Raw genomic sequence first — 17,480 nt, forward strand, 5'->3', positions numbered from 1 at the left:
CGCGGATCGGTCTTCGGACGGATTCCAGGGCGAGCAGCGCCTTATCAGATTTTCGTTCGCTTGATGTGAATTGCCAATTTCTGAACTGGCCAAGGAGCGTGCGCGTAAGCGGCGGTTCGACCGCCGGGCGCTCCTTCAGCGAACCCGGCGATCGCCGATAAGGCCGAGAAGAAGCAGGGTCGATGCCAGCGCGCGCACGGTCTCGCCGGCAAAGCCGGTCGGACGGGAAGCGACGGAGGAGACGCGCGTGTTCATGGCGGGGTTCATACAGGAGCCGCCATGGACAGGCAAGTGGGCTGCCATTCCACCACTCGCGAGCACTCTTCCCCATGCGCGGCAAATGCGCCAGACTTGCGTGTAGCCGAGGCCGCAATGCTTCGCCGTCGGAGGGATCATCCGTGAATTTTGTTTTCTTCTCGCCGCATTTTCCCGCCAACGGCGCCGATTTCTGCGACCGGCTGAAAAAGGCCGGCGCTACGGTGCTGGGCATTGGCGATGCGCCTTATGAGGCGCTGGACGGGAAGCTGAAGGTGGCCCTGTCGGAATATTACCGCATCGCCGACATGGAGGACTACGATCCGGTGTTCCGGGCCATGGGTCATTTCATCCACAAATGGGGCCGGATCGAGCGCTTCGAGTCACTCAACGAGCATTGGCTGGAGCTGGAAGCCAACATCCGCACCGACTTCAACATCTACGGCACCAAGCTCGATTTCGTGAAGAATTTGAAGCGCAAGAGCCGCATGCGTGCATTCTTCCGCAAGAGCGGCGTCGACACCATCGCCCAGCGCAAATGCTCCGACCGGGCCGGCGCCATGACCTTCATCCGCCGCGTCGGCTATCCCGTGGTGGTGAAGCCCGATTCCGGGTCCGGCGCCTCGAACACCTTCAAGATTTCCAACGCCAGGGAGCTTGACCAGTTTTTCAGAGACAAGCCCGAGGACGTGACCTTCGTCATGGAGCAGTTCATCGAGGGGCTCGTGGTGACCTTCGATGGGCTGGTCAACCGTGACGGCGAGGTGGTGCTGGCGGCCAGCCACCGCTACGACCAGAGCATCATGGAAGTGGTCAACAAGGACCGCCACATGAGCTACACCTGCTTTCCCAAGGTCCGACCGGCGATCGAAGAAGCCGGCCGCAAGATCCTCAAAGCGTTCGACGTGCGCGAGCGCTTCTTCCACATCGAGCTGTTCGAAACCAAGGACGACCGCGTCATCGCGCTTGAGGTCAACATGCGGCCGCCCGGCGCCTGGATGACCGATGCGATCAACTACACGTTCGACATCGACGTCTACGCGGCCTGGGCGGACATGGTGGTGAAGGATGCCGCCGGCGGGCCTTACGAGGGCAAATATTTCACCGCTTATGCCAGCCGCAAGCAGCACCTCCACTATTTGCACAGCCATGAGGACGTGCTAGCCGCGCATCGCGACAAGATCGTCCATCATCAGCCGATAGAAAAGGTTTTCAGCCGCGCCATGGGAAATTACGCCTACCAGATGCGCTCGAAGGACGAAGCAGCACTGCGCGCGGCCGTCGCCTACATCCACGCGGAAAAGGCTTGAACGCGATGGACATCTCCTATCACAAGCATTTCTCCGGCAATCTCGGCCGCGACATGGAATACAAGCGCTACGGCCATGCCGGCCGGCCGGTGGTGGTGTTCCCGACGTCGCAGGGGCGGTTCTACCAATTCGAGGATTCCGGAGGGGTTGGAGCGCTGGCCGAATTCATCGATACCGGCCGCATCCAGCTGTTTGCGGTCGACGGCGTCGATTCGGAATCGTTCTTCAACAAGCATGCCGGCGCCGCCCACCGTATCGGTCGCCACGAGGCTTATTTCCGATATGTGCGCGAGGAGGCGCTGCCGGAGTTTCTGGCGACCGCCGAGCAAGCCAATGGCGGGCGCAAATTAAAGCCGCTGTTCACCGGCTGTTCGATGGGCGGTTATCATTCCACGAACTTCGTCTTTCGCTTTCCCGAACTCGCCAGCGGCGTCATCGCGCTGTCGGGCGTCTATTCGGCGGGCGACTTCTTCGGCAAGGCGCTGGAAGGTGATATCTTCTACAATTCACCGCTCGACTATCTGCCCGGCATCGTAGACCCAAAACTGCTTGCCCGGCTGAAGGCGCTGAGGATGATCTTCTGCTGCGGGCAGGGCGCCTGGGAAGAGCGGATGCTGGTCGAGACCCGCAGGCTGGAACAGATCCTGCGCGACAAATCCATTCCCGCCTGGGTCGACTATTGGGGCGGCGATGTCAGTCATGACTGGCCATGGTGGCACAAGCAACTGGTCTATTTCTTCGGCCGCTGGCTGGATGATGATCTGATGCACCGGCTCGATTGATGACCACACCCGAACCTATCCGCCGCTTTATCGAGGCCACCAATGCGGGTGATAGCGAAGCCGTTCTCCACACGTTCACAGCCGACGCGTCCCTGACCGACTGGGGGCGGTCCTTCCAAGGCCGCCAGCAGATCGCGCGCTGGAACCAGTCGGACAATATCGGCGTGAAGTCCAATCTTCGCATTGTCCGCATCGCCGAGGTCGAGGGCAGCTACCGCGTCCGCATTGCCGTGAAAGGCAATGGCCTCAACGGCGAGGGTGACATGACCTTCGTGCTGGACGGCCACCGCATAGCGAGCCTCGTCATCTCCTGACGCGGCTCAGCTACCCTTCCTGGCAAACCGGCAGAGCAATGGTCTCGTGTTCCACCGCCGATCCACGGCGCAAGCCGAGAAAGACGACAAGGGCGGTGACGATGGTGATTGCCGCCAGCACGATCAGCAGCCTGTCGAACGCGATCTCATAGGCTTGGACCAGGACCGTGGCTCCGGCACCCGGCAAGCGGGCTGCCGCTTCGCCGATGTTGCCGGTCACCAGCAGCTGCGCGGCGGCGGTTGCATCCAGGGAAGACGCCGTTCCCTGAGCCGCCAGTTGGGCTGCCGTGAAACCTGACAGGACTGCCATGACGATCGCCAGCGCCACGCCTTCGCAAGCGACGCGGGTGGTGTTGAAGATGCCGACCGCCATGCCGGCACGCTCTTTCGGCACGACGCCGACGGCAAGTCCGTCCATCAGCCCCCAGGGCAAGGCGATGCCGACGCCGATGAGGATCAGCGGCGCCACCAGCGCTGCGACGACAGGCGGTGTCAGGCTCAGCCAGACAAGGCCGCCGGCGGCCACAAGCAGGCCGACACCGCAGATCGTTGCCGGAGCGATCCAGCGCGCTACCTGGCCGGCGAGCAGTGGCAGGATCAACAGCGGTCCCGACAGGCAGATCATCAACTGCCCCGCCTTGATCTCGCTCATCCCCTCGATGCCGATGAAGCGGATAGGCAACAGCACCAGCAGGACGACGAAGCCATAGGCGGGAGCGGCCGCCAGGAACTGGACGCCGACGAAGCGGGGAAAGCGGAACAGCGAGAGATCGAGCATCGGCCGGCGCACGCGCCGCTCGACGACGACGAAAGCGGCAAAGCAAAGGGCGGCCGCCACGAGAAGCCCGATCACCAGGGGATCGGTCCAGCCGCTCTGCGGCGCTTGCAGCACGCCGTAGGTCAGCGATGCCAGCGCGATCGTAAAGGTGCCGGCTCCCGCCCAGTCGAGGCCGGTCGCATCCGGATCGCGCGATTCCCTGATGGTGCGCAGGCCGAGCAAAGCGGCTGCAATCGCGAGCACTGCCACCAAGACGAAGATCGATCGCCAGCCGAAAGCATCTATGAGCAGGCCCGACGCGATCGGCCCAAAAGCGAGGCCGATGCCGAAACTGGTGCCGAGGAAGGAGAAGGCGCGCAGCCGCAATGGCCCATCGAATTCCTGGGCAAGAGCGGAGGCGCCGCCGGCAAAGGCGGCGGCACTGCCGAGCCCTTGCGCAGCCCTGAGCACATCGAACCAGACGATATCAGGGGCAAACATCGATCCCAGCGATGCCAGCACATAGGTGGCGAGGCCAACAAGGAAGAGCCGCTTGCGGCCATGATTGTCGGCCAGCGCGCCTGATGCCATCAAGGTGGCGGCGAAGGTCAGCATGAAGGCGTTGGTCACCCAGTTGAGCGCGATCGGGCTGCCGCCGAGGTCGGCCGCAATGCGGGAAAGCGCGACGGCCGGGCCGGTGAAGGTCAAGGGCATTGTCATGGCGGCAAGGCATACCGACAACAGGACAAGCCATGGCGCGACCGCGCCGTTTGTGGTCTTCGAGGTCATGGATTTCCTATCTGAACCAGGATCCGCCGGCCTGCCGCAAGCTTGCTGCGCCGGTCGTAACGGGAAGATAGGCTCGCGACACTTCGAGAAAAATAGTGTTAAATCTCCAGATATACCGGACTGAAACGCTCGAATGGAGAGATGCGATGGAACGCCTCAATGGGCTCCTGGCCTTTGCCCGCACGGCTGAGTTCGGCAGCTTCATCGCTGCGGGCCGCACGCTCGGCATCTCGGCATCGGCCGTCGGCAAGAGCGTCGCCAGGCTCGAGCAGGATCTCGGCGTCAGGTTGCTTCAGCGCAGCACGCGCCGCATCGGCCTGACCGAAGAGGGCAAGCTGTTCAACGAGCGGGTGCGGCGCATCCTCGACGACATCGACGATGCCGAGGCGATGCTGTCGCGGAGCCGCGAAACACCGCATGGGCGGCTGCGCGTTTCGACGCCGATCGTGACCTATCATTTGCTGTTCCCGGTGCTGTCCGAGTTCATGGCGCGCTATCCCGAAATCGAACTCGACATCGACTTTAACGACCGCATCGTCGACCTCATCGACGAAGGCGTCGACATCGCGATCCGCAGCGGCGACCTGCCGGATTCGCGCCTGGTGGCGCGGCCGCTTGCACCCTTCCGGCTGCTGTTGTGTGCGGCACCCTCCTATATCGAGCAGCACGGCAACCCGAGCCGCCCGGACGATCTCGTGAACCATTACGGCATCCGCTTCCGCTTTCCCAACAGCGGCAAGCTGCAAGGCTGGCCGTTCATCGGCGGCAGCGCCGAGCCGCAGGTCCGCTCGATGCTGACCTGCAACAACACGGAGGCGCTGAAGGGCGCCACGATGGCCGGGCTCGGCATCAGCTCGATGCCCGATTTCCTGGTCCGCGAGGCGCTGCGTGACGGCCTGCTGCGCACGGTGCTGGACGATCATGTCGACGGCCGCGGCCAGTTCCGGTTGCTTTGGCCGTCCAATCGCCATTTGTCGCCAAAGGTTCGCGCCTTCGTCGACTTTCTTCCCGACCGGCTTGCCGCGACGCTGAGCGGCTCTTGAATTAGTCCTTCGCGGCCGACAGCGACGGCGACAGCAAGGAACAGCGGCGCTTCTCAGTAGGTGGCGCGGCCGCCGGAGAGATCGAACGTTGCGCCGGTGGTGAAGGAATTTTCGTCCGATAGCATGAAGGCGATCATCGCAGCCGCCTCTTCGACTTCGACGAACCGGCCTCGCGGCACCTTGCCCAGCATGTAGGCGACCTGGGCCTCAGTGAGCTGTTCGAGGATGCGGGTGCGGGCGGGCGATGGGGTCAGCGCGTTGACGGCGATGTCGTGGCCAGCCAACTCCTTACCGAGCGATTTTGTCAGCGCGAGCACGCCGGCCTTGGCGGCGGAATAGGCGGCGGCATTCGGATTGCCTTCCTTGCCTGCGACCGAGGCGATGTTGACGATGCGGCCGTAGCTGCGCGCGATCATGCCGGGCACCAGGCGCTTGCAGCAGTAGAAGACGCCGTTGAGGTCGATGTCGATTATCTGGCGCCAGGCGGCAGGATCATAATCCGCCACCGTCGCTGCCGGTCCGGCGATGCCGGCATTGTTTACCAGCAGATCGACCGGACCAAGCGAGCGCTCGGTTTCGGTCGCGGCGCTGTCGACGGCCTCCATCAGCGATTGATCGCACAGCAAACCCTCGACCCGGCCGAGCGGGGCGAGTTCGGAAACGGCCTTCGCCATGGCGGTCTCGTCCACATCCCAGATGGCGACGCTGGCACCCGATGACAGCAGTCGCCGGGCGACGGCAAGGCCGATGCCTTGCGCGCCGCCGGTCACCACGGCGACCCGGCCTGAGAGATCGACGGCATTCACACGACGTTTCATGGGCACTTTTCCTCTTCCCTGGATATTTGAATCTCAGTCCCTGACGGCTCTCGCCACCAGCCGCGCTATGCTCGGCCCGGCGATGAGCACGACCAGGAAGCGGGTCGACTGCAAGGCCATGACGAAGGATATGTCGACGTTCTGCGCGGCGGCGGCAATGATGGCGACGCTGTCCATGCCGCCGGGGCTGGTCGCGAGATAGGCGGTCAGCGGATCGATACCAAGGACGTGGCTGATCAGCCAGGCTAGCCCGCCGCAAAAGGCGATCAGCACGACGATAGAGCCGACGATCTGCGGCAGCGCCCGTGTCGCATGACGCAGGATCGCCCGGGTAAAATTCAGCCCTATCGACCAGCCGACCATCGCATAGGAGAGCGCCAGCAGCCATGGCGGCAATTGCATCGCCACGCCGAAGCCGAGATGGACGATGGTGCCGATGATGAAGGTGCCGAGGAAGAAGGGTGACGGCAGCCGGCACAACCGGCCGAGCAGGCCGCCGACCAGCGCCACGCCGAGCGTGGCGGCAAAGGCTGCCGGTTCGATCGGCGGGAACCAGACGATGGCTGGTACCTCGATGCCGGAAGTGTCGACCCACATCTTGGCGACGAGCGCCGCCGTCATCGAGACGAAGATGACGCGCAGATACTGCATGAAGGCGACGAGGCGCTGATCGGCGCCGAAGGCACCGGCCATCAGCACCATGGCAGTGGCAGCACCCGGCGACGAGCCCCAGACCGCGGTGGTGCCGGGCAGGATGCGCCAGCGGCTGATCAACCAGCCAAGCAGGCTGGACGCCGCAAGGGTCGCCAGCACCACGACAAGGACCAGCGGCCATTCCTTGTAGAACACCGAAAAAATGTCGGTGGAGATCGACGCCGCGACCAGACAGCCGACCAAGGCCTGGGCGGCGGCGAACAGCGGCCGCGGCACGCGCACCGTGGCGCCATTGGTGCCGGCAAGGATCGCCGCCAGCATCGGGCCGATCAGCAGCGCCGCCGGCAGTGCGGCGTATTCCAGCGCGCCGGCGAACAGCAGCGAGACGATCAGCAGCACCAGCCACTGCCGAACCGGACGCATGCGCGCCATGCGTTCGACGGCCGGTTGGTCTGGCGAAGAGTCCATGTTTGGGTCTTAGACCTGGAAGAGAAAAATGCGAACGCTGTCTCGGACGAAATTCACGACCCCGACCCCGCGTTGGGATGTCACTCGTTCTTGATGGCGGGCAGGCCGAAACCGCCGGCCGGATGGGTCTCGACCTGGAATTCGAAGCCGGCGATGATCGGCCGGGCCTTGGCGATCGCTGCCTGGACCTCCGGCAGCTGCAGCGAAGCCTTGTGGCTTGCGGCGTCGGTCCACACTTCGGTCACCCAGATCGCGTCGGCATCGGCCGGGTCGCGGGCGATGACATAACTCAGGCAACCCGGCATGGCGCCGGTCGAGGCGAGCAGCACATCCATGATCGCGTCGCGCTGGCCGCGCGCCGCCCGCATCTTTCCGATCAATCCGTACATTGCCTCTCCCCTTTCTTCCAACCTCAGCAAACGTGCGCACGACATGCATGGTTGCGAGACGCAGTATGCAATTGCCGGCTCACGGCATCAACTGGCCACCGTTCACCTCGATGACCTGACCGGTGATGTAGCCGCTCAAAAGATCGGAGGACAGAAACAGATAAGCGCCGACGCAGTCTTCGGCCGTGCCGGCACGCCCTTGAGGAATGGTGGCGACCATGCCCTTCATCTGCTCGTCGGTGGAATAGCGCTCATGGAAGGGTGTCGCGATGGTGCCCGGCGCCACCGCGTTGACGCGGATGCCGAAGCCGATCAGTTCCTTGGCCATGCCGCGCGTCACATTGGAGACAAAGGCCTTGGCCGAACCGTACAGCCCGGCGCCGCCGCCGGCGCCGTTGCGCGCCGCGATCGACGAGGTGTTGACGATGAAGCCGCCCTGCTTCTTCAGCCATGGCATCGCCTTGCGCGAGGCCGTCAGCACCGAGCGGGCGTTGAGGTCCATCACCGCGTCGTAGTGCGCCTCGGTCTGCTCCGCATAGGGCACGCGGCCGAGCATGCCGCCGGCATTGTTGATCAGCCCGTCGAGCCGCCCGAATGTTTCGGCGCTCTCCTCGACTACCCGCTCGACATCGGCTGCCTGTGAGAAGTCGCCCTGTGTCAGGAACACCTCACCGCCGCTGTCGCGGATGGTCTTGGCCAGCGTTTCGGCCGCTTCGCGGCTCGAATTGTAGTGCAGGGCGACCCGGCATTTCTGGCCGGCGTAGGCCAGTGCAAGGGCGGCACCGATGCCAGTCGAAGCGCCGGTGACCAGCACCGCTTTGCCGGCAAGATCGGGGATGACGAGGGTGGTCGCGGTCATGAGCACTTTCCTTCGGGCTGTTTGGCCACCCTTCGTAGGCTCTCATGGCCTTCACGTTCAAGCCCGTGGCGGCTCAGGGCCGGAGATAGGCGTAGCCCTGGCGCTGCAGTTCGGCGAGCTTGACGACGCCGCCCTTGTCGGCGGCGTGGAAGCCCTCGAGCAGGTCGGCAAGCGTGATCTCCATGCCTTGCATGGTGTTGCCGCAGGCATGCGGCTCAAGGCCCTGTTGGACAAGGCCGGCAAAGCGTCCCGAGATCGCCGCCGATATGCCTTTCGACTTGAAGCCGGCGAGGGCCGGACCATGCACGACCAACACGATGTCGACATTGCCGCCGGTGCCTTCATAGTGGTTCTTGATGTTGCCGAGCACGAAGTTGACCTTATCGAGGTCGCTGAGGTGATAGGCGACCTTCGGTCTGTCTTCAACGGCGGCGGCCCGGCTCAGCCCGAACAGGCCGGCGGCACCGGCAAGGCTGGCCCGGAACATGTCGCGTCGACGCATGGCATCCTCTCGGCTTGGCGCTCCCCGCAAATTGCGTGGCTGCGGCCATGATACTAGCATAAATTCACGTTACGTCCTGTCGATGCGAGGAGGGGGTCACATGGCGTTCAGGAAGTGGAAGGTTGTTGCCAGCGCTGGATTTGGCTGCGTGCTGCTCGGCGCGCTTGCAAGTTCGGCCCTTGCCGGCGATGCGCTTAAATTACCCGAACTCAGCCCGAATGGCGCCGATGCGTGTTTCGGCCGCGTCTATGATGCGGCGCACCTCAAGGCGCATCCAAAGCAGAAGGTGGCGCGGATCTTCTTCCTCTATGGCCATGATCCGGTGAGCCATCCGAACGAAGAGCCGATGGCAAACGCCGACACCTCCTACAACGGTTTTCTCACCACCACGGTGCGCGGCGCCAAGGCGCCGCAATGGGCCGGCGGCTGGTGCAATCACGAGTCCGAGGACGGCAAGTCAGGTCCGATCCGCTGCGGCATGGACTGCGACCGCACCATGGCGTCGCTGAAGCTCGATGACAAAGGCCGCCTGATCCTCACCGACGTCTCGTCCGATCTCTATCTCGACGCCGGATCGGAAGACGAACTGGGCGAAGCCGAATATGACCGGCAGGCTCTGGGCTCGGAGGACAATAATTTCCGCCTCGACCCGATGCCGGCCGCAACCTGCCAGGCTGAATTCGCCAAGATCGACCCGATCGATCCGGCGCTTGGGGCTCCCTTGCGCGAGCGACTGAAGCCGGACCAGCCTTTCTGTTTCGGGCGAGACTACGATGCCGCGCATCTCTCCTCGCATCCCGACCAGGTGACGCAGTCGATCCGGGTCTTCCGCGGGCCGGTCGAACTCGCCTCCTTTGCCTCAGGCGATGTCGCCAACTGGCCCGACGGCTCCGATGTCGCCGTTTCGGTGACCACCAGGAAGAACGGGACGAAGGTCACGCAGACCTATTCCTGCCAGGGTGAAGCGGATCAATGGCGCTGCGCGGCCAGTTCGAAGATGAGCAACTTTTCCTGCGATATCGCGCAAAAGGAAATCTTCCTCAAGCGCGGCGCCAACGGCACCCTTATGCTGGCCAACCCCAATAGCAGCCTGGCGATCGTCGATTTGTGCTCGGCGGATGGCAAGACCAAGTCCGATGACAAGGTCTACCGGTTGGAGGCTATGCCGCAGTCGGCCTGCACTCGTTGAGTTCGATCTTGTCTATGACGCTACCATGGTATATATCTTTGCTATATCTCATTTGAGGATAGCACATGGACAAGGCAAAGGTGTTCTGGTCAGGCCGGTCACAAGCTGTGCGCTTGCCTAAGGAGTTTCGGTTCGAGGCAGACGAGGTTTCGATCCGTCGTCATGGGCAAACTGTCATCTTGGAGCCGCTTGCGCAGGATTGGGCATGGCTCGACCAGGTCATCGGACCGGTTGACGACGATTTCGCCCAGGGAGCGCTGGAGCGTCAGGATGGTCAGGATCGACCTGCTTTGGATGACCTCTTTAAGTGACCTACCTGCTCGACACCAATGCCGTCATAGCGGTCATCGCGGGCGACGAGGGTCTGCTGGCTTTGCTCAAACGGCATGCACCACAAGACTTTGCTCTCTCGGCGGTCGTTTTGCATGAGCTGTACTACGGCGCTGAAAAGAGCCAGCGAAAGGTCCAAAATCTGGCGCGCATCGACGCCTTGCAGTTCCCGGTACTTGAATTCGACCGAGACGACGCGAGACATGCCGGTGAGATTCGTGCTGGGCTTGCGGCACTGGGAACCCCGATTGGTCCCTACGATGCGCTGATTGGCGGGCAGGCACGTGCTCGGGACCTCACGCTGATAACCCGCAATATCCGGGAATTCGAGCGGATCAAAGATCTCACTATCGAAACGTGGTAACTCGTCTCACGCGAACGGCACCGCCGTCGTGCCTTTCGGCAGCTTCGCCTCGTCGTCCGGTTCGACATGGATGGTGACGCGCACCGAGGGGATTTCGGCCTTCAGCGCGTCCTCGATGCGGTCGCAAATGACGTGGCTGGCGCCGACCGTCATGTCGGCGTCGACGACCAGGTGGAACTCGATGAACGTGGCGCGGCCGGCGATGCGGGTCTTGAGGTCATGAACCTCCAGCGCGCCCTTGCAATTGGCCGAGATGATGTCGCGAATGTGCATGTGTTCGGTCGTGTCCACTGCGCGGTCCATCAGCCCGTTCATCGACGAGCCGATGACGTGCCAGCCCTGCCACAGGATGTTGAGCGCGACGATGACGGCAAGCGCCGGATCAAGGATCTGCCAACCGGTCAGGATAGCGCCGACGAGGCCGCCGAAGACGCCGACCGAGGTCACGACATCGGTCATGATGTGCCGGCCGTCGGCGACCAGCGCCGGTGATTTTGCGCTGCGCCCGGCGCGGATCAGCGTCCAGGCCCAGAAGGCGTTGATGACGGTGGCGACGCCGTTGATCGCCAAGCCCTCCCAGGGTTGTTCGAGCGGGGTCGGCGTCTGCCAGGAGCGCCAGACCTCGTTGAGGATCAAAAGCGCGGCGAGCACGATCAGCACGCCTTCCAGCACCGCCGAAAAATACTCGGCCTTGTGGTGGCCGAACGGATGGTCCTGGTCGGCCGGCTTGTAGCTGACCAGGACCGCCCAATAGGCGGCGGCCGAGGCTATGACGTTGACGATCGACTCCAGCGCATCCGAATAGAGCGCAACGGAGCCGGTGACGTACCATGCGGCAAGCTTGAGCGCGAGCACCACGCAGGCGATGACAATCGACCAGAAGGCAAGGCTGGCGATCCTTTGCCTGGCCGCTGCCTTCGCTGCGATCGCCGCCATGTTGTCCGTCGCCGCCATCGTCGTTAAGCGGCCTTTTCCTTGGCTTTGCGCGGCAAATGCGCAACGATATTCTCGATGATGCGCATACCGGCATTGTGGCCGAGCGTCATGATCGATTCCGGATGGAACTGCACAGCGGCGATCGGCTCCTTGCGGTGTTCGAAGGCCATGATGATGCCATCCTCGGTCTCGGCGGTGACGATGAAATCGTCAGGCAACCGCACCGGATCGGCAAAGATCGAGTGGTAGCGTCCGACGGTGACTTCCTTGGGCAGGCCGGAGAAGATGATGCCGGGCTTGGAGACGCGGATGCGCGATGGCTTGCCGTGCATGGGCACATGCAATTGCCGGAGCTCGCCGCCATAGGCCTCGGCCAGCGCCTGCAGGCCAAGGCAGACGCCGAAGATCGGCAGGTCGCGGGCACGGGCGTTCTTGATGGTCGCGGCGCAGTCGAAATCCTTCGGCGTGCCCGGTCCGGGCGACAGCACGACGAGATCGGGCTTCAGCCGTTCGAAGACTTCTTCCGGCACCGGCGAACGCACGGTCGAGACATTGGCACCGGTCTGGCGGAAATAGTTGGCCAGTGTGTGGACAAAGGAGTCTTCGTGGTCGACGAGCAGGATGTTGACGCCGTCGCCGACGCGCGCGGTGGTGCGTTCGGCGCCTGCGGCATTGCCCAATTTGGCGTCGCGAATGGCGGAGAGCATGGCGGATGCCTTCAGTTCGGTTTCGGCTTCTTCTTCCTCGGGGATGCTGTCGAAGAGCAACGTGGCGCCTGCTCGCACCTCGGCAATGCCGTCCTTGATGCGGATGGTGCGGAGCGTCAGGCCGGTGTTCATGTCGCCGTTGAAATTGACCATGCCGATGGCGCCGCCATACCAGGCTCGCGGGCTCTTTTCGTTCTGCTCGATGAAGCGCATGGCCCACAGTTTCGGCGCGCCGGTGACGGTGACCGCCCAGGCATGCGACAGGAAGGCGTCGAAGGCATCCATGCCTTCGCGCAGGCGCCCTTCGATGTGATCGACGGTGTGGATCAGGCGTGAATACATCTCGATCTGGCGGCGGCCGATGACGCGCACCGAGCCCGGATCGCAGACCCTGGACTTGTCGTTGCGGTCGACGTCCGAGCACATGGTCAGCTCGGATTCATCCTTCTTGGAATTGAGCAGCTTCAGGATCTGCTCGCTGTCGGAAATGGCGTCGTCGCCGCGCTTGATGGTGCCGGAGATCGGGCAGGTCTCTACGCGGCGGCCGTTGACGCGCACGAACATTTCGGGCGAGGCGCCGATCAGATACTCGTTTTCGCCGAGATTGATGAAGAAGGAATAGGGCGACGGGTTGATCGACTTCAGCTTGCGCGAGATTTCGGAAGGCTGCGTCTCGCAGCGTTCGTAGAACATCTGCCCGGGCACGACCTCGAACAGGTCGCCGCGCTTGAAACTGTCCATCGCCTTGCGCACCAGATTGGCATATTCGCCCGGCTCATGGTCGCCGCGCGGCGGGATGCGGTCGGCGGTCTTGAACGGTTCGGCAATTTCGTCCCGCGGCAGCCCCTCGGTTGAAAAACCGTCGCCGGAATAGTCGTAGCGGTCGGTCCAGGCCTTGGTCGAATAATGGTCGACGACCAGGATCTCGTCAGGCAGGAACAGCACGAGATCGCGCTGGCTCTGTTTGCGCTCGAGCTTGTAGTCGACCGGATCGAACTGGAAGGCGAGGTCGTAACCGAAGGCGCCGTAAAGGCCGAGATTGGCGTCTTCATCGGTCTTGAACAAAGCGGTGATGGCGCGCAGCACAGTAAACACAGAGGGGACGCGGCTGCGCTCTTCCTCGGTGAAGACGCGGCCGGGCTTGGCGACATCGAGGCGGATCAGCTTTTTCGAGGTTTCAGCAATCGTCACCTCGGCAATGCCGGCCAGCGTCTTGCCGATCACCGGCAGCAGCACTTCGCCACGGCCATTCAGCGCCTCGATGCGCATGGCGCGGCCACGCGCGGAAATCACCAGCGGCGGATCGATGATGGCCGTATCCCAGCGTGTGTAGCGGCCCGGATATTCGTAATTCGAGGAAAACACCGCACCACGGCGCGAGTTCAAGCCGTCGACATAAGCATCGATCGCACCGGCGTAAGGCTTGTCGTGGCATTCGCGGGTGATGGTGACACCACCTGCGGTCACGAAGCTTTCCGCGCCGTTTTCCAGAGCCGTCATCGTCATTGCCGTCTCCATATGGCTTGTTGGGGCAACGGACCCGGGAATGGCTTTGAAAAAACAAATGGCCGCCCGGACATTCCGTTGCGGCCACCCTCTATTTTCACGCGCACGCGTTCGAACAGGCCGCTGTCAGCGAGCCCACCACCAAATGGTCTTGATCGAGCGCATGTTCATGGGCGAAATCCATAGCGGCGAAAAGCCGGATGCGCAACAGGTTTGAAAGGCCTGTTTGTGGCCGCCGCTTCCGCAGCCCATGGCACATCGCCAAGGCTTGGGGTCCTGCCTAGACTGTTCGTCCAACATCGGAAAGACGGGAAGAAAGCAATGACCGAGCAGATCGAGCGCGCACGCAGGTTCCATGCGCTCCACGTCAGGGGCAACCCGATCGTTCTCTACAATGCCTGGGATCCGGGCTCGGCCAAGATCGTCGAGAAGGCGGGCGCCAAGGCGATCGCCACCGGAAGCTGGCCGGTCGCGGCTGCTTTTGGTTATGCCGATGGCGAGAAAATTCCGCTGGAGCTGGCGCTGGACAACATCAAGCGCATCGTGGCGGCAGTCGACCTGCCGGTGACCATGGACCTCGAAGGCGGCTACGGCGTCGAGCCGGTGACTGTCGCCCAGACGGTGACACGTGCCCTGCAGGCCGGCGCCATCGGTTTCAATTTCGAGGACCAGATCGTCGGCGGCGCCGGTCTGCACGACATCGCCATACAGGTGAAGCGCATCGAGGCGGCAGCGGCGGCGGTGAAGGCTTCCGGCATTCCCGCCTTTATCAACGCCCGTACCGACATTTTCCTCAAGGCCAAGCCGGATGTGCATGACAGCGTGCTGCTCGACCAGGCCATCGAGCGGGCGCACGCTTATGAAAAGGCAGGAGCGAGCGGCTTCTTTGCGCCGGGGCTCGGCGACGAGGGTCTGATCGAGGCGCTGTGCAAGGCCACCGTGCTGCCGGTCAACATCATCGCGCTGGCGCATGTGCCGCCGCGCCAGCGCCTGGCCGAGCTTGGTGTCGCCCGTGTCAGCCACGGCCCGGTGCCGTACCGGCAGATGGCCGAATGGCTCGAGGCCAAGGCGCGGCTGGCGATTTCGGGTTAGCTCAGTCCTCCAGCGTGCCTGACCTCGCGTCGGCGCTCTTCTTGTCGCCGACCAGCTTCAAGAGATCCTCGCCGGCGCGGATGATGCGGCGCGAGCGGCGGGTCAGGATGACGCCGTCCTGCGGTGCCAGCACCTCGGTGCGGCCGCCGGCCTCGCCCGGTGTGTGGACGATGGTGGCGAGGCGCGCGCCCTTCGCGACGCGGTCACCGGGCTTGACGTCGTAGAGGATGGCGCCGGCCCTGGGCGCCGGCATCATGTCGATGTTTTCGAGCGGCGCGACGAGGCCCTTGAACGGGCTGGGCGGGGGAAGGGCGGTGTCGGCGATGACGCCGCGCGCCACCAGCAGCCGGTAGAGGCCTGCGGCATCGGAATTTGCCAGCGTGCCGTCGACATCCAGCATGCCACGGTATTCTACCGTGGTGGCAACGCGGCGGTCGAGCTTCGCCACGTTGGCGGGGACGTTCTGGTAGGGCATGATCGTGGCGCCCTCGAAGGTGCCGTCCGTGTCCTCGCTCCACAACACCACGGCGTCGATACCCATGGCGGCGGCGCAATCGGCCATTGCCGGCCACAGGCTGGCGTGGACGTAGAGATAGGCAAGGCCCTCGTCGTCGCAATGCAGGTCGAGCACGATGTCGTGGCCGAGCGACAGCTGCACCAGACGGGTCTTCAATCGCTGGTCGGGGGTGCCAAGCGTGGTGTCGGGCAATAGCTTGGCGTCGGGCGCGGCGAGCAGTGGAAAGCCGCGGTTGAAATTGTTGCGGGTGCCGAGATGGAAGCGGCCCTGGTGCTCGCCGAAATGATATTGCGCGCGGCCGACCGGATTGGCCCAGGGCACGACCGTGATGTTGCCCTTGATGCGGCCTTCGGCTTCGGCCTTGTTCAGCGCCGGCATCAAGGCGTCGATGGCGACGACACCAGGCAATTCACCGGCGTGGAGTGCTGCCTGCAGATAGGCCGAAGGTGCTGCCGCGTCGGCGCCGGCGAAGCGGAACACCGGGAATTCGTAGGAAACGCCTTCGGTATCGCTGGCGATGCGTTCGATCGATTTCTGCATGGGATGCCTCCAGGATAAGAGGCAGAACACATGCACGTTTGCCGAAGGGCTGTCGATTGGTCCAGTTCGAGCCGCCATGGGCGCAATGGAATTATTCGGCGGCGGCCGGAACCGTCGCTATCGGCGCCGATCCTTCGAGCGCCTGCGAGACGACGGCGACGCTGACCGCCAGCAGGGCCAGCGCCGCGCCGACCAGCGGCAAATGAGCATAGGAAACGCCGGCCGACAGAGCCACGCCGCCGATCCAGGCGCCGCTGGCATTGCCGACATTGAATGCGCCCTGGTTGAGCGTGGCGGCGAGGTTCGGCCCTTCCGAAGCCGCTTCGACGACGCGGATCTGCAGCGGCGGCACGACGACGAAGATCAGCAGTCCCCACAAGAAGACGACGCCGATGGCGACGCTGGCGATAGCGCCGAACTGCATGAAGCCGACAAACAGAACTGCCATCAAAAGCAGCGTGCCGATGACCGTCGGCATCAATTTCCAGTCGGCCAGCCGGCCGCCGATGATGTTGCCTATGGTCATGCCGGCGCCGAACAGCAGCAGGACCCAGGTGACCGCGGAGGTCGACAGGCCGGAGACATCGGTAAGGTAGGGCTTGATGTAGGTGAAGACGGCAAACAGGCTGGCCGAGGCCAGCGAGGCGATCAGCATGGCGAGCCAGACCTGCAGCTTGCCCAGCACGCGCAGTTCGCTGCGCAGGCCGCCGCCGCTCGGTTCGACGACATTGGATGGCACCAGCCAGGCGATGGCGGCAACAGAGATCAGGCCGATGCCGACGACGGCAAGGAAGGTGGAGCGCCAGCCGAAGGCTTCGCCAAGCGCGGTGCCGGCAGGAACGCCGAGAATGTTGGAGAGCGTCAATCCCGCGAACATCGTCGCCATGGCGCTGGCGCGCTTGTTGCGCGGCACCAGGCTGGCGGCAACGACGGAACCAATGCCGAAAAAGGCGCCATGACCGAACGCGGTGAAGACGCGCGCGGCCATCAGAAGCCAGTAATTGGGCGCAATGGCGCAGAGCAGATTGCCGACGACGAACATCGCCGTCAGCGCGACCAGCACCGGCTTGCGCGGCAGATGCGCGGTGGCCATGGCGACGATGGGTGCGCCGAAGACGACGCCCAGCGCATAGCCGGTGACCAGCAGGCCGGCCGAGGGGATCGACACGCCGAGATCGGCCGCAACCTCCGGCAACAGGCCCATGATGACGAATTCGGTGGTGCCGATGCAGAAGGACGCAATGGCAAGCGCAAGGATCGGCAAAGGCATGGAAAATCCAGACTGAATCGGTTCAATTCAGACTGAACGAGAAGCCTTGCCGCGCGCAATGCACATTGCTGCAACGCACCAATGCAGAA

The 17,480-nt window shown here is 63.6% G+C and carries 18 protein-coding genes; 8 read left to right on the plus strand and 10 right to left on the minus strand.

Features of this window, described 5'->3' with window-relative positions; translation table 11 throughout:
- The first annotated feature begins 398 nt into the window (after positions 1-398).
- Genes NLY43_RS26090 through NLY43_RS26100 form a run of 3 tightly spaced genes read left to right on the plus strand, consistent with a single transcriptional unit; the run spans position 399 to position 2,661 of the window.
- Positions 399-1,565 (plus strand): ATP-grasp domain-containing protein, encoded by a 1,167-nt coding sequence (locus NLY43_RS26090; RefSeq protein WP_023711108.1) that lies wholly within the window; start codon positions 399-401, stop codon positions 1,563-1,565.
- Between the two features lie 5 nt (positions 1,566-1,570).
- The gene (locus tag NLY43_RS26095; protein ID WP_023748138.1) at positions 1,571-2,347 is read left to right on the plus strand and encodes an esterase family protein; all 777 of its coding nucleotides are present in this window, start codon (positions 1,571-1,573) and stop codon (positions 2,345-2,347) included.
- Positions 2,347-2,661, plus strand: a complete 315-nt coding sequence (locus NLY43_RS26100) for a nuclear transport factor 2 family protein (protein ID WP_031199220.1) — start codon at positions 2,347-2,349, stop codon at positions 2,659-2,661. The genes NLY43_RS26095 and NLY43_RS26100 overlap by 1 nt, the downstream gene beginning before the upstream one ends.
- A 10-nt stretch (positions 2,662-2,671) precedes the next feature.
- On the opposite strand, the gene NLY43_RS26105 is transcribed toward NLY43_RS26100, so the two are convergent.
- Complete coding sequence (locus tag NLY43_RS26105; RefSeq protein WP_023686183.1) at positions 2,672-4,207, minus strand: MFS transporter; 1,536 nt, start codon at positions 4,205-4,207, stop codon at positions 2,672-2,674.
- Positions 4,208-4,353: 146 nt separating this feature from the next.
- Between NLY43_RS26105 and NLY43_RS26110 the strand changes: the two genes are divergently transcribed.
- Positions 4,354-5,250 carry a LysR family transcriptional regulator gene (locus NLY43_RS26110; protein WP_023669967.1) on the plus strand — a complete coding sequence of 299 codons (897 nt, stop codon included), beginning with the start codon at positions 4,354-4,356 and terminating at the stop codon, positions 5,248-5,250.
- A 53-nt stretch (positions 5,251-5,303) separates the two neighbouring features.
- Here NLY43_RS26110 and NLY43_RS26115 read toward each other — a convergent pair whose 3' ends face one another.
- The 5 genes from NLY43_RS26115 to NLY43_RS26135 form a co-directional block, all read right to left on the minus strand.
- On the minus strand, positions 5,304-6,056 hold the full coding sequence (locus NLY43_RS26115) for an SDR family NAD(P)-dependent oxidoreductase (RefSeq protein WP_023669968.1): 753 nt from the start codon (positions 6,054-6,056) through the stop codon (positions 5,304-5,306).
- Positions 6,057-6,101: 45 nt separating this feature from the next.
- Positions 6,102-7,190: an AbrB family transcriptional regulator gene (locus NLY43_RS26120; RefSeq protein WP_023711109.1), complete on the minus strand. Its 1,089-nt coding sequence runs from the start codon at positions 7,188-7,190 to the stop codon at positions 6,102-6,104.
- Positions 7,191-7,270: 80 nt separating this feature from the next.
- Positions 7,271-7,579 (minus strand): putative quinol monooxygenase, encoded by a 309-nt coding sequence (locus NLY43_RS26125; protein ID WP_023691624.1) that lies wholly within the window; start codon positions 7,577-7,579, stop codon positions 7,271-7,273.
- 79 nt (positions 7,580-7,658) lie between these two features.
- Positions 7,659-8,438: an SDR family NAD(P)-dependent oxidoreductase gene (locus NLY43_RS26130; protein ID WP_023711110.1), complete on the minus strand. Its 780-nt coding sequence runs from the start codon at positions 8,436-8,438 to the stop codon at positions 7,659-7,661.
- A gap of 73 nt (positions 8,439-8,511) precedes the next feature.
- Positions 8,512-8,940: a DsrE family protein gene (locus tag NLY43_RS26135; protein ID WP_023711111.1), complete on the minus strand. Its 429-nt coding sequence runs from the start codon at positions 8,938-8,940 to the stop codon at positions 8,512-8,514.
- Positions 8,941-9,040: 100 nt separating this feature from the next.
- Between NLY43_RS26135 and NLY43_RS26140 the strand changes: the two genes are divergently transcribed.
- The 3 genes from NLY43_RS26140 to NLY43_RS26150 all read left to right on the plus strand — a co-directional run bounded on the left by NLY43_RS26140 (position 9,041) and on the right by NLY43_RS26150 (position 10,823).
- On the plus strand, positions 9,041-10,129 hold the full coding sequence (locus NLY43_RS26140) for a hypothetical protein (RefSeq protein ID WP_023711112.1): 1,089 nt from the start codon (positions 9,041-9,043) through the stop codon (positions 10,127-10,129).
- A 65-nt stretch (positions 10,130-10,194) separates the two neighbouring features.
- A complete protein-coding gene (locus NLY43_RS26145) occupies positions 10,195-10,440 on the plus strand; it encodes an antitoxin (RefSeq protein WP_023711113.1) in 246 nt (81 codons plus the stop codon).
- Positions 10,437-10,823: a type II toxin-antitoxin system VapC family toxin gene (locus NLY43_RS26150; RefSeq protein ID WP_023711114.1), complete on the plus strand. Its 387-nt coding sequence runs from the start codon at positions 10,437-10,439 to the stop codon at positions 10,821-10,823. The genes NLY43_RS26145 and NLY43_RS26150 overlap by 4 nt, the downstream gene beginning before the upstream one ends.
- 6 nt (positions 10,824-10,829) lie before the next feature.
- Here the strand turns inward: NLY43_RS26150 and NLY43_RS26155 are convergent, their stop codons facing one another.
- Both NLY43_RS26155 and NLY43_RS26160 read right to left on the minus strand, forming a co-directional pair.
- Complete coding sequence (locus NLY43_RS26155; protein WP_196813681.1) at positions 10,830-11,759, minus strand: cation diffusion facilitator family transporter; 930 nt, start codon at positions 11,757-11,759, stop codon at positions 10,830-10,832.
- Positions 11,760-11,782: 23 nt separating this feature from the next.
- Positions 11,783-13,972 (minus strand): anthranilate synthase, encoded by a 2,190-nt coding sequence (locus NLY43_RS26160; RefSeq protein WP_023711115.1) that lies wholly within the window; start codon positions 13,970-13,972, stop codon positions 11,783-11,785.
- 321 nt (positions 13,973-14,293) lie between these two features.
- On the opposite strand from NLY43_RS26160, the gene NLY43_RS26165 reads away from it, so the two are divergent.
- A complete protein-coding gene (locus NLY43_RS26165; RefSeq protein ID WP_023695831.1) occupies positions 14,294-15,064 on the plus strand; it encodes an isocitrate lyase/PEP mutase family protein in 771 nt (256 codons plus the stop codon).
- A 1-nt stretch (position 15,065) separates the two neighbouring features.
- Here the strand turns inward: NLY43_RS26165 and NLY43_RS26170 are convergent, their stop codons facing one another.
- Positions 15,066-16,121, minus strand: a complete 1,056-nt coding sequence (locus NLY43_RS26170) for a succinylglutamate desuccinylase/aspartoacylase family protein (protein WP_023711116.1) — start codon at positions 16,119-16,121, stop codon at positions 15,066-15,068.
- 91 nt (positions 16,122-16,212) lie between these two features.
- Entirely contained in the window at positions 16,213-17,391 is a 1,179-nt protein-coding gene (locus NLY43_RS26175) for an MFS transporter (protein ID WP_023711117.1), read from the minus strand.
- Between the last annotated feature and the right edge of the window lie 89 nt (positions 17,392-17,480).

It is taken from the genome of Mesorhizobium sp. C416B, assembly GCF_030323165.1.
GTDB lineage: Bacteria > Pseudomonadota > Alphaproteobacteria > Rhizobiales > Rhizobiaceae > Mesorhizobium.

Bases quoted from the DNA above. Each gene is read 5' to 3' on its own strand.
- NLY43_RS26100 (WP_031199220.1), top strand. From the start codon at position 2,347: ATGACCACACCCGAACCTATCCGCCGCTTTATCGAGGCCACCAATGCG.
- NLY43_RS26145 (WP_023711113.1), top strand. From the start codon at position 10,195: ATGGACAAGGCAAAGGTGTTCTGGTCAGGCCGGTCACAAGCTGTGCGC.
- NLY43_RS26170 (WP_023711116.1), bottom strand. From the start codon at position 16,121: ATGCAGAAATCGATCGAACGCATCGCCAGCGATACCGAAGGCGTTTCC.
- NLY43_RS26110 (WP_023669967.1), top strand. From the start codon at position 4,354: ATGGAACGCCTCAATGGGCTCCTGGCCTTTGCCCGCACGGCTGAGTTC.
- NLY43_RS26120 (WP_023711109.1), bottom strand. From the start codon at position 7,190: ATGGACTCTTCGCCAGACCAACCGGCCGTCGAACGCATGGCGCGCATG.
- NLY43_RS26105 (WP_023686183.1), bottom strand. From the start codon at position 4,207: ATGACCTCGAAGACCACAAACGGCGCGGTCGCGCCATGGCTTGTCCTG.
- NLY43_RS26155 (WP_196813681.1), bottom strand. From the start codon at position 11,759: ATGGCGGCGATCGCAGCGAAGGCAGCGGCCAGGCAAAGGATCGCCAGC.
- NLY43_RS26130 (WP_023711110.1), bottom strand. From the start codon at position 8,438: ATGACCGCGACCACCCTCGTCATCCCCGATCTTGCCGGCAAAGCGGTG.
- NLY43_RS26095 (WP_023748138.1), top strand. From the start codon at position 1,571: ATGGACATCTCCTATCACAAGCATTTCTCCGGCAATCTCGGCCGCGAC.
- NLY43_RS26135 (WP_023711111.1), bottom strand. From the start codon at position 8,940: ATGCGTCGACGCGACATGTTCCGGGCCAGCCTTGCCGGTGCCGCCGGC.
- NLY43_RS26140 (WP_023711112.1), top strand. From the start codon at position 9,041: ATGGCGTTCAGGAAGTGGAAGGTTGTTGCCAGCGCTGGATTTGGCTGC.
- NLY43_RS26175 (WP_023711117.1), bottom strand. From the start codon at position 17,391: ATGCCTTTGCCGATCCTTGCGCTTGCCATTGCGTCCTTCTGCATCGGC.
- NLY43_RS26125 (WP_023691624.1), bottom strand. From the start codon at position 7,579: ATGTACGGATTGATCGGAAAGATGCGGGCGGCGCGCGGCCAGCGCGAC.
- NLY43_RS26165 (WP_023695831.1), top strand. From the start codon at position 14,294: ATGACCGAGCAGATCGAGCGCGCACGCAGGTTCCATGCGCTCCACGTC.
- NLY43_RS26160 (WP_023711115.1), bottom strand. From the start codon at position 13,972: ATGACGATGACGGCTCTGGAAAACGGCGCGGAAAGCTTCGTGACCGCA.